The following is a 13,934-nucleotide window of genomic DNA, read 5'->3' on the forward strand; positions in this document are numbered from 1 at the left end:
CTATATAATCAAACAAGTGGCCAAGGAAGTGTTCGTGTGAGCGAAAAACGTTTTTGTGTCCAGCCGGATTGGCTGGACTTCAGCATTTTTTGGGCGCTGATTGTCAGCGGCGTCGCGTTAGCGGTGATTGTCCAAATGGAGATCGTCGGCTACGGTATTCCACACCCGGTGCCGACCGTCATGCTGGTGCTGGTGCTGGTACTGGCCGTTGCGCAACTCCAACGGGCCCGGCTGATTGTCGGGCGCGACCGCATCACCGTGCGGCGGCTGTCGCCGGCCAACACGCTGCACTTTGCCCCGGCGGATCTGCAGTCGGTCACGACCACGCGCAACACGATCAGCCTGACCACGCGGCAGTACGGCTGCATCAAGCTGGTGCGGCTGGGACGGGTGGCGCCCATTGAGGCGGCACTTGACTCAGCGCTGGGCGGGGTAAGCCCGCGGAAAGGAGCCTCACATGTCTGACATTGAGATTGCACAGGAGAACGAACGCACCACCATGCGGCCGATTCAAGAAATCGGCGCGGCAGTCGGCCTGCAGCCCGACGAGCTTGAACCATACGGCCGGGCCAAGGCCAAGCTCAGTCTGGCGGCCCTGCGGCGGCTGCGCAGTCAACCGCTGGGCAAGCTGGTCCTTTTGACCTCAATCAACCCGACGCCGGCCGGGGAAGGCAAGTCCACCGTCACGATCGGGCTGGGTGACGCCTTGAATCTGCGGGGCCAAAAGACAGTGATCGCGCTGCGCGAACCGTCGCTGGGCCCGGTTATGGGCATGAAGGGTGGCGCGACCGGTGGCGGGTACTCGCAGGTAGTGCCGATGGAGGACATCAACCTGCACTTCACCGGCGACATGCATGCCCTGACCACTGCGGTCGACACGCTCGCCGCCTTGATCGATAACCACCTGCAGCAGGGCAACGCCTTGAACCTCGACCCGCGCCGCGTCACCTGGCGGCGGGTGCTTGACATCAACGACCGCGCCTTGCGCCACGTCACCATCGGCCTGGGGGGCCCAACCAACGGCGTGCCGCGCGAAACCGAGTTTGACATCACCGTCGCTAGCGAGCTGATGGCCGTGCTCTGCTTGGCCGAAGACATCAAGGACCTCAAGACGCGGATCGGCCGCATCGTGATCGGGTATACCTACGATCGCACCCCGGTGACCGTCGCCGACCTCAATGTCACCGGTGCGATTGCAATGCTGCTCAAGGACGCAATCAAGCCGAACCTCGTGCAGACGCTGGCTCACACGCCGACTTTGATCCACGGCGGCCCTTTTGCGAACATCGCGCATGGCTGCAACTCCGTTTTGGCCACCCGCACCGCGCTTGAGCTCGGCGACATCGCGCTGACCGAAGCTGGGTTTGGCGCCGATCTTGGGGCCGAGAAGTTCCTGGATATCAAGGTGCCGGTGCTGGGCAAAACCCCGGATGCCGTCGTGATCGTCGCCACCGTTCGCGCCCTCAAGTACAACGGTGGCCAGCCGCTCAAGACGCTGACCGAAGAGAATCGCCCAGCACTTGCGGCAGGCTTTGCCAATTTGGCCAAGCACGTTGCCAACATGCGGCGCTACAAGGTGCCCGTGTTGGTCGCCATCAACCGCTTTGTCACCGACACCGAGGCGGAGCTGGCCGATCTGGTTGCCATGTGCGAAAAGCTCGGGGTCCGGGCGGTCCCGGCCGATGTCTGGGGCCAAGGCGGCAAAGGCGCCCTGGCCTTGGCCGACGCGCTGACTGAAGCGCTGCAAGAGCCTGCGACCTTCACGCCGCTTTACGATCCCGCCGCGGCGGTGAAGGACAAGATTGAGACGATTGTCACCCAAATTTACGGTGGGGCGGCGGTCAGCTACGATCACAAGGCGGAGCTAGCCATCAAGACCATCGTCAAAAATGGCTGGGCGAACCTGCCGATCTGCATGGCCAAGACCCAATACTCGCTGTCCGACGACCCCAAAGCCCTGGGGGCCCCGAGCAGCTTCACCATTCACGTGCGAGACATCACGCCGCGCCTTGGCGCAGGATTTCTGGTGGTGATGACCGGTAGCGTCTTGACGATGCCCGGACTACCCAAGGTCCCGGCGGCCATGCGCATGGATCTGTCCGATGACGGCGTTATTTCCGGCCTGTTCTGAGGCCTCGCTGGCCCAGGCGGCTGCTCAAGTGTTCCCGGCCACGCAGGGCTTTGTGCCGGGCCGCGGTCCCCAACAACCGCGCTTGATTCTAGTCGGTGAGGCCCCGGGAGAAACCGAGGTCGTATCCGGGCGACCCTTCACCGGCCGGGCTGGCGTCAAGCTGGACCTGATGTTGGCCGCGCTGGGCCTGACCCGGGCAGACGTCTTCATCACCATGGCCTTTCACCGCCGGCCGGTGCGACTCAAGGGGACCAAGCTGGTCAACCGGCCGCCGACCAAGGCCGAAATGCTGGCCGAGCCGCTTTTGGACTGGGACCTGGCGGCGCTGCCCAAGCCGCCGGTGCTTTTGATGGGGAACACGGCGCTGTGGCGGCTGTACCACGGCCGCGTCAGCGACTGGCACGGGCACGTGCTGACCGCTGCGCTCAGCCGCATTGCTGACGGCCAACTGGTCGCAGGCCCGGTCCGCCGCTTTGGCGTCGTCGCCCATCCGGCCGCCTTGTTGTACCGCACGCAGATGCAAACCAAAACGCTGGCCGACCTGGCCGCGCTTCGCCAACCCTTACTGGAGGCAACGTTGTGATCGTTATTTACCTTATTTTCGCCGCCGTCATGGTCGGCCTGGACCAGTGGGTCAAGGCCTGGGTGATCGCACATATCGCCATTGACCAGACAGTTCGCTTCATCCCCGGGGTGGTGTCGTTGACCCATATCAAAAACACCGGGGCCGCTTTTTCGATTCTGGAGGGCCAGCAGTGGTTCTTCTACCTGATCACGGTGGTGTCTTTGGGCATCGTCTGGTACCTGTGGCAGGATGCCGGCCGAAGCAAGTTTTACCAGATTGGGCTGGCGCTAATTCTTGCCGGGACCATCGGCAACGTGATCGACCGCCTGCGCTTCCAGGAGGTGACCGACATGTTCCAGCTGGACTTCATGAACTTTGCGATTTTCAACGTCGCCGACGCCTGCCTGACCGTCGGTGTGATCATGGTGATGATCTACCTGCTGTTCATTGAAGGGCGGCAGCGCCGATGACGACCTTCACCGTGACCGATCAAAGCGGCCGCCTGGATAAGGTCCTGGCGACGCAGCTGACGGATCTGACGCGTTCGCAGGCCGCCAAGTGGCTGAATCAAGGTCACGTGACGGTCAACGGTCAGGTGGTTCCCGCCAAGTACAAGGTCCATCCAGGCGACGTGGTGGTCGTTACGCCACCGACGCCGGTGCCGCTTGAGGCGGTGGCCCAGCCGATGGCCTTGGACATTGTCTACGAAGACGACACGGTGCTGGTGGTCAACAAGCCACAGGGGCTGGTGGTTCACCCGGCGCCGGGCCATCCGGATCACACGCTGGTCAACGGCCTGCTGGCCCATGCGGATTTCTCCGCCATCAACGACGTGATTCGCCCGGGCATCGTTCACCGCATCGACAAGGACACCTCGGGGCTGTTGATGGTCGCCAAAACTCCGCAGGCTCAGCTGGCCCTGAGCAGTCAGCTCAAGGCCAAGGCCACGATTCGCGAGTACTGGGCCATTGTTCACGGTCGCTTCGCCGAAGCCAGCGGCACCATCGACGCACCGCTTGGCCGCGATCCCAAGGACCGCAAGCGCCAGGCCGTGGTGGCCAACGGCCGTCACGCGGTCACGCACTTCACGGTTCTCGAGCAGTTCGCGCGTTACGCGCTGATCAAATGTGTGCTTGAAACCGGCCGCACCCACCAAATTCGCGTTCACATGGCCTACATCAACCACCCGGTGGCCGGCGACCCGCTGTACGCGCCGCGGGTGACGCTGCCCGGAGCCGGGCAGTTCCTTCACGCCCGGACCCTGGGGTTTGTGCATCCGACCACCGGCAAGCTGATGACCTTCAGCCAGGAAGTGCCGCCGCTTTTTGCCCAAACACTGGCCGATCTGCGAGCAGGCATTGACAAAACTACCAAGATACGCTAAAGTTAATCCAACTTAACAAGCACCTTTAAATAAGTCCAGAGAGGCTTAGAAGGTAACGGTCCCGCCGCGGCGGGAGACTAGGTTTCGACTCACGGTCGCCTTCTACACCCATACTGGATGCAGGAGGCGATTTTTTTGCGCCGCGAGGGCTTTTGAAAGGATGGACAACATGGCAAAACAAGTGGTAGATGATGTCACCATGCAACGCGCCTTGACGCGCATCACCTACGAGATTATCGAACAAAACAAGCAGCTGGACGCCTTGGTGCTGGTCGGCATCAAGACCCGCGGGATTTACCTGGCCAACCGCATCGCAGCAAGGCTCAACCAGCTGGAGAGCCTGCAGGTGCCGGTGGGGGAGCTTGACATTCGCTTGTACCGCGACGACGTTCACAAGGCGGATTACCGCGAGCTGCCGGATGTGACCGGAAGCAAGCTGCCGGTCTCAATCACCGATAAGCACGTAATCTTGGTCGACGACGTGATTTTCACCGGCCGCACGATTCGCGCCGCTCTTGACGCCTTAATGGACCAAGGACGGCCGCAGAAAATTAGCCTGGCGGTGCTGGTCGACCGCGGTCACCGCGAGCTTCCGATTCGCCCGGACTTCGTGGGGAAGAACATCCCGACGTCGCGCCACGAGGAAATCAACGTCGCGGTCAAGGAAATCGACGGCCACGACGGCATCAGCATCGGTCAATTGGAGGACTAAGCATGGCATACCGCAATGAAGACGCATTTTTAGACATTCACGACCGGCCGAGTTTCGGCCACTGGGTCGGCTTGTCGATCCAGCACCTGTTTGCGATGTTCGGCTCGACGGTGCTGGTACCGATTCTGGTCGGTCTAGACCCAAGCATCGCGCTGTTTTCAAGCGGGGTGGGGACGCTCATCTACATCCTGATCACCCGCGGCAAGATTCCGGCCTACATGGGCTCGAGCTTCTCGTTCATCATCGTGATGCAGTCGCTGATGAAGGGCTTCGGCTACCCGGCCATCGCCCAAGGCACCATCGCGGTCGGCTGCGTCTACCTGCTGGTCGCCCTGATTGTCAACTTCGCCGGCTCCGGCTGGATTGACAAGGCCCTGCCACCCATCGTGGTCGGGCCAATCGTCATGGTGATCGGCCTGTCTTTGGCCGGCACCGCGGCGACCGACGCGACCATGCGTGCCGTCAGCGCCACTAAGAGCGTCTACGACCTGCGCTACTTCGCCGTCGCGATCATCACGCTGGCCGCCACCATCATCTACAACATGTACCTCAAGAAGTTCATCAGCCTGCTGCCGATTCTTCTGGGGCTGGTGACTGGCTACCTGGTCGCTATCGCCTTTGGCCTGGTGGACTTCACGCCGGTGGCCAACGCCGCCTGGTTCTCACTGCCGGCCTTCCAGATTCCGTTCATCAGCTACCACCCGCAATTCTACTGGGGCGCAATCATTTCCATGGCGCCAATCGCCTTTGTCACCATGACCGAGCACATGGGCCACATCATGGTCCTCGATGAGATGACTCACCGCAACTTCTTCAAGGATCCCGGCCTCAACCACACGCTGGCCGGGGACGGGACCGCATCGATCATCGCCGGCTTCGTTGGTGGCCCCCCGGTCACTTCGTACGGTGAAAACATCGGCGTGATGGCGATGACCCGCGTTCACAGCGTGTATGTGCTGGGCGGGGCGGCCTTTTTCGCCATCCTGTTCGCCTTCATCGGCAAGCTGTCGGCCCTGATTCACACCATTCCCAGCCCGGTGATTGGCGGCATCTCCTTCCTGCTGTTCGGGGTCATCGCCTCTAACGGCCTGAAGGTCCTGATCGACAACAAAACCGACTTCGGCAAAAAGCGCAACCTGATGATTGGCGCCACCATCTTGGTCATCGGCATCGGCAACGCGACGCTTCAGCTCGGCAAGTTCACCTTCAGCGGCTTGGCCTTGGCCACCGTCATCGGCATCATCTTGAACTTTGTCCTGCCGGAACACGCGGCCAACGAGGAGGCGTAACGTGACAACACTTCACGATTTTGTGTCGGCCGATCAGGTCACCCCGACACTGGCGGCAGCGCTAATCAGCCGGGCCAGAGAGCTTGAGGCCGGCGCAACGCCGCACCTGACGACGCCGTACTACGCGGCCAACCTGTTTTTTGAAAACAGCACCCGCACCCACACGAGCTTTGAGATGGCCGAACGCAGGCTCGGCATGACCACCTTGCCCTTCGACCCCAAACAAAGCTCGGTCACCAAAGGCGAGACCCTGAGCGACACGCTTCGCACCCTGGCCGCCATCGGCGTTCAGGTGGCGGTGGTGCGGCACCCGGAAGACGCCTTCTACGCCCCGCTTTTGGCCGAACACCTACCGCTGCACCTGATCAACGCCGGCGACGGCGCCGGTCAGCACCCGTCGCAGATGATGCTGGATCTGATGACCATTCAGGCCGAGTTCGGCCACTTCGCCGGCCTGAAGGTGGGCATCGTGGGGGATCTGAGCCACTCCCGCGTCGCGCATTCCGACATGACCATGCTGACCAAGCTCGGGGCGACCGTCGTGTTCGGCGGCCCGGCCGAGTGGTACACCCCGGAGTTCGCGGCGGTGGGGCCACATCTCAGTATGGCCGAGCTGGTGCCGCAAGTCGACGTCTTGATGCTGCTGCGCGTTCAGCTGGAACGCCTGAGCGGGACCGAGAGCAGCGGCTTTGCCCCCGCGACCTACCACGCCCAGTACGGGCTCACCGAGGCGCTGTACCAGACACTTGGCGACCAGGCGATCATCATGCACCCGGCGCCGGTCAATCGCGGCGTCGAGCTAGCCTCAAGCCTGGTGACGGCGCCCAAGAGCCGGATTTTCACTCAGATGCACAACGGGGTCTTCATGCGCATGGCCATGCTCGAGCTGGTTTGCGCCGGCGACTGACTTGTCACGCAGAAAGGAAGAACACATGAACACGTTAATCAAAAATGCGATTGTGGCCGACCGCCACATTTTCAAGGGCGACATTCTGATTCAGGATGGGCGCATCACCGCCTTGGGCGAACACCTACCGATTCCGATCGGAGCCAAGGTGATTGACGCCGCCGGGGCCACCGTGATGCCCGGCCTGGTGGATGTGCATGTACACTTCCGCGAACCCGGTTTCACCGCCAAGGAGACCATCCGCACCGGGGCGGCCGCGGCCGCTCACGGCGGCTTCACCACCGTCTGCGCCATGCCCAACCTGAACCCGGTCCCGGACAACGTCGCGACCTTGAGCCAACTGGTCGCCAAAAACCGGAGCGATGCGGCCATTCACGTCCAACAATTCGCCGCAATCACCAAGGGCTTGAAGTCCACCGACCTGCTGGATTACGCCGCGATGCACCAGGCCGGTGCCTTGGGCTTTTCCAACGATGGGGTGGGGGTCCAAGACGCCGCGACGATGTACCAGGCGATGAAAGGCGCCGCCGCGGTTGGCGCCCCGATCGTTGCCCACATTGAAGACGCCGGGCTGGCCAACCACGGGGTGATCAACCAAGGACCCAAGGCCAAGGCGCTGGGGCTGCCCGGCATCAATCACGTGAGCGAATCCGCCCAGCTGGCCCGTGACCTGACGCTGGCTGAGGCTACGGGTGTCCACTACCACGCCTGCCACGTCTCCACCAAGCAAAGCGTCGAGCTGATTCGCGACGCCAAGGCGCGAGGCGTTCACGTCACCGCGGAGGCCACCCCGCACCACTTACTGCTGGACGACGGCCACATTCCTGGCGACGACCCGATGTTCAAAATGAACCCGCCGCTGCGGTCCGAGGCCGACCGGCTGGCGCTGATGGATGGGCTGCGCGACGGCACCATCGACATGATCGCCACGGATCACGCGCCACACACCGAAGCGGAGAAGACCGGCTCGTTTTTGACCGCGGCCTTTGGCATCGTGGGGCTGGAAACCGCCTTCGCGCTGCTTTACACCAGCTTCGTTCGCTCGGGCTGGTGCAGCCTGAAGGACCTGATCGGCTGGATGAGCACCAAGCCTGCCGATGCCTTCGGGCTCAGCGCCGGGCGCATCAGCATCGGGGCCCCGGCCGATCTGACTATCATGGACCTGGATTCCGCCTACCAGATTGACCCGACGGCGTTCTTGTCGCTGGGCCACAACACACCGTTTGCCGGCCGCACGGTTTACGGCTCGGTGCTGTGGACTCTGGTTGACGGTGACGTGGCCTACCAAAAGGAGGACAAGGCGTGAAACGCTACTTAATTCTTGAAGACGGCAGCGTCTTTGCGGGTGAGGGCTTCGGTGCCCCGACCGTGACCACCGGCGAAATCGTGTTCAACACCGGCATGAGCGGCTACCAAGAAACAATCACCGACCAAAGCTATAACGGCCAGATCATCGCCTTCACTTACCCCCTGATCGGCAACGCTGGCATCAACCGCGACGACTACGAAAGCATCAATCCGACCACCAAGGGTGTGGTGGTGCGAGAGGTCACTCGGGTGACCGGCAACTGGCGCTCCCAGATGAGCCTCGACGACTTCCTGCGCCGCAAGAAGATTCCGGGCATCTCGGGCATCGATACGCGGGCGTTGACCCGCATCCTGCGCGAAGCCGGGACCATGAAGGCCAGCATCGTCGACGCGGCCGACGACCACGCCTTCGATCAGTTACGCGCCTTGGTGCTGCCTAAGAACCAGGTGGCCCAAGTCGCAACGACCAAGGCCTTTCCGGCGCCTGGCACTGGCAAGAACGTGGCGGTGATCGACTTTGGCCTCAAGCACAGCATCCTGCGCGAGCTGTCGCGTCGCGAGTGCAACCTGACCATTCTGCCGCCGACCATCACGGCAGCAGAGATTTTGGACCTGAACCCAGACGGGGTGATGCTGACTAACGGCCCCGGCGACCCGAAGGACGTGCCAGGGGCGTTGGACATGATTCGCGGCATTCAGGGCAAGATTCCGCTGTTTGGCATCTGCCTGGGCCACCAGCTGTTCGCGCTGGCCAACGGCGCCGACACCTTCAAGATGAAGTACGGTCACCGCGGGTTCAATCACCCGGTGCGGGAAATCGCCACCGGCCGCATCGACTTCACCAGTCAAAACCACGGCTACGCGGTGGATCCCGCAAGCATCGACCCGGATGTGCTGTTGGTCACCCACGAAGAGATCAACGACCACACGGTTGAGGGGCTGCGCCACCGGCTTTACCCGGCCTTTTCGGTGCAGTTCCACCCGGATGCGGCGCCTGGTCCTCACGACGCCGACCACCTGTTCGACGAGTTCATGGAAATGATGGAAGAAAACGCACGGAAGGGAGCCACTCATGCCTAAACGCCAAGACATCAAGAAAATCCTCGTTTTGGGTTCCGGGCCAATCATCATCGGTCAGGCCGCCGAGTTTGACTACTCCGGCACCCAGGCTTGCCTGGCGCTGAAGGAGGAGGGGTACGAAGTCGTCCTGGTCAACTCCAACCCTGCGACCATCATGACCGATACCGAAATCGCCGATAAGGTCTACATCGAGCCACTGACAGTGGAATTTGTCAGCCAGATTCTGCGCAAGGAGCTGCCGGATGCGATTTTACCGACCATCGGTGGCCAGATCGGGCTCAACCTGGCGATGAGCCTGGCCAACGACGGCATTCTCGACGAACTGCACATCGAGCTTTTGGGCACGAAGCTGACCGCCATCGACCAGGCCGAGGACCGCGAGCTGTTCAAGAACCTGATGCAATCGCTCCACGAGCCGATTCCGGAATCCACCATCGCCCACTCCTATGACGAGGCGGCGGCCTTCGCTGAGTCGATCGGCTACCCGGTCATCGTGCGGCCGGCCTTCACGATGGGCGGCACCGGCGGCGGCATCGCCAAGACTGCGGCAGAGCTTGCGGTCATCTGCGACAATGGCCTGACCCTGAGTCCGGTTCACCAGGTGCTGATCGAGCGCTCAATCGCCGGCTATAAGGAAATCGAGTTCGAGGTGATGCGCGACGCGGCCGATAACGCGATCGTGGTCTGCAACATGGAGAACTTCGACCCAGTCGGCGTTCACACCGGGGACTCCGTGGTGTTCGCCCCGGTGCAGACGCTGACCGATAAGGAGGTGCAGATGCTGCGCGACGCCAGCCTCCGCATCATCCGTGCCCTGAAAATCGAGGGCGGATGCAACGTGCAGCTGGCGCTTGATCCCAATTCCTTCAAGTACTACGTGATCGAGGTCAACCCACGGGTGTCGCGCTCCTCCGCGCTGGCCAGCAAGGCGACCGGTTACCCGATTGCCAAGATGGCGGCCAAGATTGCGGTAGGGCTGACCCTTGACGAGATCAAAAACCCGATCACCAATGCCACCTTTGCCGCCTTTGAACCGATGCTCGATTACGTCGTCGCCAAGATTCCGCGGTTTCCCTTCGACAAGTTTGAATCCGGTGACCGCACCCTGGGCACCCAGATGAAGGCCACCGGTGAGGTGATGGCAATTGGCCGCACCATCGAAGAGGCGCTGCTCAAGGCGGTGCGAGGCCTGGAAGTCGGGGCCGTCCACCTGTGGCGAGCCGGGGATGCTGAGCTAACGGACGATGCCCTGACCGCCAAAATCATCACTCCCAACGACGAGCGGCTCTTCTACCTGGCCGAGGCCTTCCGCCGCGGCTACACGATTGAAGAGCTCAGCGAGCTGTCCGGCATCAACCCGTTCTTCCTGGACAAGCTGCTGCACATCACCGAGCTCGAACGTCAACTGGGCGAGACTCCTGACGACTTGACCTTGCTGCGGGTGGCCAAGACCAACGGCTTTGCCGATCAGACTATCGCGGCGCTGTGGCACACCACGGCGGATGCCGTTCGTGACACCCGCAAGCAGGCCGGGCTGGTGCCGGTTTACAAGATGGTCGACACCTGCGCCGGAGAATTCGAAAGCGCGACGCCGTACTTCTATTCGACCTACGAATCCGAGACTGAATCCCACAAGGACGGCCGCCCGAGCGTGTTGGTCCTGGGCTCAGGACCGATCCGCATCGGCCAAGGCGTCGAGTTCGACTACGCGACGGTGCATTCGGTCAAGGCGATTCAAAAGGCCGGGTTCGAGGCCATCATCATGAACTCCAACCCGGAAACCGTGTCGACGGACTTCTCGATTTCGGACAAGCTCTACTTCGAGCCGCTGACCCTTGAGGACGTGCTGAACGTGATCGACCTCGAGCAACCCCAAGGCGTGATCGTACAGTTCGGCGGCCAAACCGCCATTAACCTGGCGGCGCCGCTGGCCGCTCACGGGGTCAAAATTCTGGGCACCAGCCTAGACGACCTGGATGCTGCCGAGGACCGCGACCGCTTCGATGCCATCATCCGCGACCTGGCGATTCCCCAGCCGGTGGGTGCGACGGCCACCACGAAGGCGGAGGCCATCGCCATCGGCAATCGCATCGGTTACCCCGTTTTGGTGCGGCCGAGCTACGTGCTGGGCGGCCGAGCGATGGAAATCGTGCATAGCGAAGCAGAGCTGGCCGGGTACATCGACCGCGCTGTCTCCGTGTCCAATGACCACCCGGTGCTGGTCGATCAGTACTTGGTCGGCACCGAATGCGAGGTTGATGCAATCACCGATGGCACCACGGTGGTGATTCCCGGCGTGATGGAGCACATCGAACGGGCCGGGGTTCACTCCGGCGACTCGATGGCGGTCTACCCACCGCAAGACTTCGGTCAAGACATCCTGGATCAAATCGAAAAGGCCACGCTGGCCCTCGCCAAGGCGCTGCACTGCATCGGCATCATGAACATTCAGTTCATCGTCAACCAGGGCAGGGTCTACGTTATCGAGGTCAACCCACGTGCCAGTCGCACCGTGCCGTTCTTGAGCAAGGTCACCGGCATCTCGATGGCACAGCTGGCAACCCAAGCCATTTTGGGTCAGTCGCTGGCGGCGTTGGGCTTCAAGTCTGGCATTCAGCCGCTGCGGCCCGGAGTCCACGTCAAGGCGCCGGTCTTCAGCTTCTCCAAGCTCAACGCGGTGGATTCGATGCTGGGCCCCGAGATGAAGTCGACCGGCGAGGTGATGGGCTCGGATGCCACCCTTGAAAAGGCGCTGTACAAGGCCTTCGAGGCCAGCAACACCCACCTGCCGAGCTACGGCACCGCGCTGTTCACGGTGGCCGATGCCGACAAGCCCGAGGCGGTGGCCCTGGCCAAGCGCTTCCGCGAGGTCGGCTACCAGATTACGGCGACCAGCGGCACCGCTGCCGCCCTTGAAAAGGCCGACGTGCTGGTCACCACCATCGCCAAGCTCGGCGAAAGCGGCAAGGACGCGATTCTCGACGCGATTGCTGACCACAAGCTGCAGTTGGTCATCAACACCACCAGCGCGGATCGCGCCACCACCAGCGACGGCTACCGCATTCGCCAGGCGGCCATCGCGCATGGGGTACCCCTGATGACCAGCCTCGACACGGCCAGCGCCATCGTGCGAGTCCTGGAGTCTCGCGCCTTCACCACTAAAGCGCTGTAGCCGCTGTCGACACTGTGAAAGGAGTTCTCATGCCACCGATTATCGCGCTTGATTTTGCCACCGCCGACCAAGCTGTCGCCTTCGTGGCGCAGTTTCCGGCTGCTTCGCCACTGTTTGTGAAGGTCGGCATGGAGGTCTATTACGCGGCCGGCCCGGCCATCATCCGCCAGCTGCAAGCCCAGCGACCACTGCAGATTTTCTTGGACCTCAAGCTCCACGACATCCCCAACACCGTGGAAAAGGCGGCGGCCCAAATTGGCCGCCTGGGCGTGGCCATGACCACGGTTCACGCCGCCGGTGGCAGTCGGATGATTGCGGCGGCCAAGGCGGGGCTTAGGGCCGGTGCCGAAGCGGCCGGCGTCAAGCCGCCGTACCTGTTGGCCATCACCCACCTGACGTCGAGCAGCCAGTCAATGCTCACAAGCGAGCTGTCGGTTGCGGTGCCGCTGCCCGATGCGGTTCAGCACCTGGCGGCGGTTGCCCAGGCCGCCGGCGCCGATGGGGTGGTGGCCAGTGCCCAAGAGGTGCCGCTGATCCGGGCGGTCACCGGTCCGGACTTTCTCATCGTCACCCCGGGGATTCGACCGGCCAACGCCGCCAAAGGCGATCAGGTGCGGGTGGTCACCCCTGGGCAGGCCGCAACGCTCGGCGCCAGCGCAATTGTTGTCGGCCGCCCGATTACTCAGGCGGCCGACCCGCTGGCCGCCTACAATCAGATCAATCAAGAATGGAGTCAAGCCTGATGGATTACGAAACGCAAATTGCCAAGGATCTGCTTGAAATCGGAGCGGTCACACTGTCGCCGAACGCCCCGTTCACCTGGGCCAGCGGACTCAAAAGCCCGATCTACACGGACAACCGCATCACCATTTCCTACCCGGCGGTGCGAACACGCATCGCCGACGGACTCGCCGCGACGATTCAGGCGGCCTTTCCCAAAGCGGCCGCGATCGGCGGGGTGGCCACCGCCGGCATTCCCCATGCGGCGCTGGTCGCGGAGCGCCTCAACCTGCCGATGGTTTACCTGCGCAGTAAGCCCAAGGACCACGGCCAAGGCAAACAGATTGAGGGGGCATTCACCCCGGGCCAGAAGCTGGTGTTGATCGATGACCTGCTGAGCACCGGTGGTTCCGTGCTCAAGGCCGCCGCGGCGGCGACCAAGGAAGGGGCGACGGTGATTGGCGTGGCGGCGATTTTTAGCTACCAGCTGCCAGCCGCCACGACGAACTTCGCCGCGGCCAACATTCCCTTCACCACCTTGACGAACTACACCAGCCTGATTCACGCGGCCAAGGCCGCCGGTGACATCAGCGACGTGGAGCTCGCACTGCTGAAGGCCTGGCGTGAGGACCCGGCCGCCTGGGGCAGCTGCTAGTGCCAGCACAA

Annotated in this window: 13 protein-coding genes; all 13 read left to right on the forward strand. The window is 62.5% G+C overall.

All coding sequences use genetic code 11. The annotated features are described in order from the left end of the window. Window positions 1-36: 36 nt before the first annotated feature. The gene (locus tag ACYVRZ_RS00725; RefSeq protein ID WP_461223934.1) at window positions 37-465 is read left to right on the forward strand and encodes an EbsA family protein; all 429 of its coding nucleotides are present in this window, start codon (window positions 37-39) and stop codon (window positions 463-465) included. Then, on the forward strand, window positions 458-2,131 hold the full coding sequence (locus ACYVRZ_RS00730; RefSeq protein ID WP_461223936.1) for a formate--tetrahydrofolate ligase: 1,674 nt from the start codon (window positions 458-460) through the stop codon (window positions 2,129-2,131). Before ACYVRZ_RS00725 ends, ACYVRZ_RS00730 begins: the two co-directional genes overlap by 8 nt. Beyond that, window positions 2,103-2,714 carry a uracil-DNA glycosylase gene (locus ACYVRZ_RS00735; RefSeq protein ID WP_461223938.1) on the forward strand — a complete coding sequence of 204 codons (612 nt, stop codon included), beginning with the start codon at window positions 2,103-2,105 and terminating at the stop codon, window positions 2,712-2,714. The genes ACYVRZ_RS00730 and ACYVRZ_RS00735 overlap by 29 nt, the downstream gene beginning before the upstream one ends. Beyond that, window positions 2,714-3,166: a signal peptidase II gene (lspA, locus tag ACYVRZ_RS00740; RefSeq protein ID WP_461224526.1), complete on the forward strand. Its 453-nt coding sequence runs from the start codon at window positions 2,714-2,716 to the stop codon at window positions 3,164-3,166. Before ACYVRZ_RS00735 ends, lspA begins: the two co-directional genes overlap by 1 nt. Continuing rightward, entirely contained in the window at window positions 3,163-4,080 is a 918-nt protein-coding gene (locus ACYVRZ_RS00745; protein WP_461223940.1) for an RluA family pseudouridine synthase, read from the forward strand. The genes lspA and ACYVRZ_RS00745 overlap by 4 nt, the downstream gene beginning before the upstream one ends. A gap of 169 nt (window positions 4,081-4,249) precedes the next feature. Beyond that, on the forward strand, window positions 4,250-4,792 hold the full coding sequence (gene pyrR / locus ACYVRZ_RS00750) for a bifunctional pyr operon transcriptional regulator/uracil phosphoribosyltransferase PyrR (RefSeq protein ID WP_461223942.1): 543 nt from the start codon (window positions 4,250-4,252) through the stop codon (window positions 4,790-4,792). Window positions 4,793-4,794: 2 nt separating this feature from the next. Beyond that, window positions 4,795-6,081: a uracil-xanthine permease family protein gene (locus tag ACYVRZ_RS00755; RefSeq protein WP_461223944.1), complete on the forward strand. Its 1,287-nt coding sequence runs from the start codon at window positions 4,795-4,797 to the stop codon at window positions 6,079-6,081. Between the two features lies 1 nt (window position 6,082). Further along, window positions 6,083-6,988, forward strand: a complete 906-nt coding sequence (locus ACYVRZ_RS00760) for an aspartate carbamoyltransferase catalytic subunit (RefSeq protein ID WP_461223946.1) — start codon at window positions 6,083-6,085, stop codon at window positions 6,986-6,988. A 25-nt stretch (window positions 6,989-7,013) separates the two neighbouring features. Then, window positions 7,014-8,294, forward strand: coding sequence for a dihydroorotase (locus ACYVRZ_RS00765; RefSeq protein ID WP_461223948.1), 1,281 nt, complete (start codon window positions 7,014-7,016; stop codon window positions 8,292-8,294). Next, window positions 8,291-9,376, forward strand: a complete 1,086-nt coding sequence (locus ACYVRZ_RS00770; protein ID WP_461223950.1) for a carbamoyl phosphate synthase small subunit — start codon at window positions 8,291-8,293, stop codon at window positions 9,374-9,376. The genes ACYVRZ_RS00765 and ACYVRZ_RS00770 overlap by 4 nt, the downstream gene beginning before the upstream one ends. Further along, a complete protein-coding gene (carB, locus tag ACYVRZ_RS00775) occupies window positions 9,369-12,548 on the forward strand; it encodes a carbamoyl-phosphate synthase large subunit (RefSeq protein ID WP_461223952.1) in 3,180 nt (1,059 codons plus the stop codon). The genes ACYVRZ_RS00770 and carB overlap by 8 nt, the downstream gene beginning before the upstream one ends. A gap of 29 nt (window positions 12,549-12,577) precedes the next feature. Further along, complete coding sequence (gene pyrF / locus ACYVRZ_RS00780) at window positions 12,578-13,291, forward strand: orotidine-5'-phosphate decarboxylase (RefSeq protein WP_461223954.1); 714 nt, start codon at window positions 12,578-12,580, stop codon at window positions 13,289-13,291. Beyond that, window positions 13,288-13,923 (forward strand): orotate phosphoribosyltransferase, encoded by a 636-nt coding sequence (pyrE, locus tag ACYVRZ_RS00785; protein ID WP_461224528.1) that lies wholly within the window; start codon window positions 13,288-13,290, stop codon window positions 13,921-13,923. The genes pyrF and pyrE overlap by 4 nt, the downstream gene beginning before the upstream one ends. Window positions 13,924-13,934: the final 11 nt, after the last annotated feature.

The organism is Lacticaseibacillus suihuaensis, from assembly GCF_054785075.1.